This window comes from Mammaliicoccus fleurettii, from assembly GCF_003970575.1.
Lineage (GTDB): Bacteria > Bacillota > Bacilli > Staphylococcales > Staphylococcaceae > Mammaliicoccus > Mammaliicoccus fleurettii.
Window position 1 is genome coordinate 1 of the sequence record NZ_RXWZ01000187.1, and the last position, 234, is coordinate 234.

Below are 234 nucleotides of genomic sequence, written 5' to 3' on the forward strand. Positions count from 1 at the left end.
CAAAATTAAAAAAGCATAAAATGATTCAAAGTATGTCACGTGTAGGCTGTTGTATTGATAATGGACCTATGGAATCAGTATGGGGAATGATGAAAAGTGAAATTTATAAAGGCAATAAGAACTTTTCTTTTATAAATTATGAACAGGCAGTAAATGAATTAACTAAGTATATCCATTTTTATAATACTAATAGAATTACATTAAAAATGGCCGAATCCATAGCTTAGCTATGAA

Annotated in this window: 1 protein-coding gene; it reads left to right on the plus strand. The window is 27.8% G+C overall.

Translation table 11 applies throughout. The annotated features are described in order from the left end of the window. A partial coding sequence (locus CD129_RS11945) for an IS3 family transposase (RefSeq protein WP_144437015.1) occupies positions 1-227 on the plus strand: 227 nt, incomplete at its 5' end. Positions 228-234 lie beyond the last annotated feature (7 nt).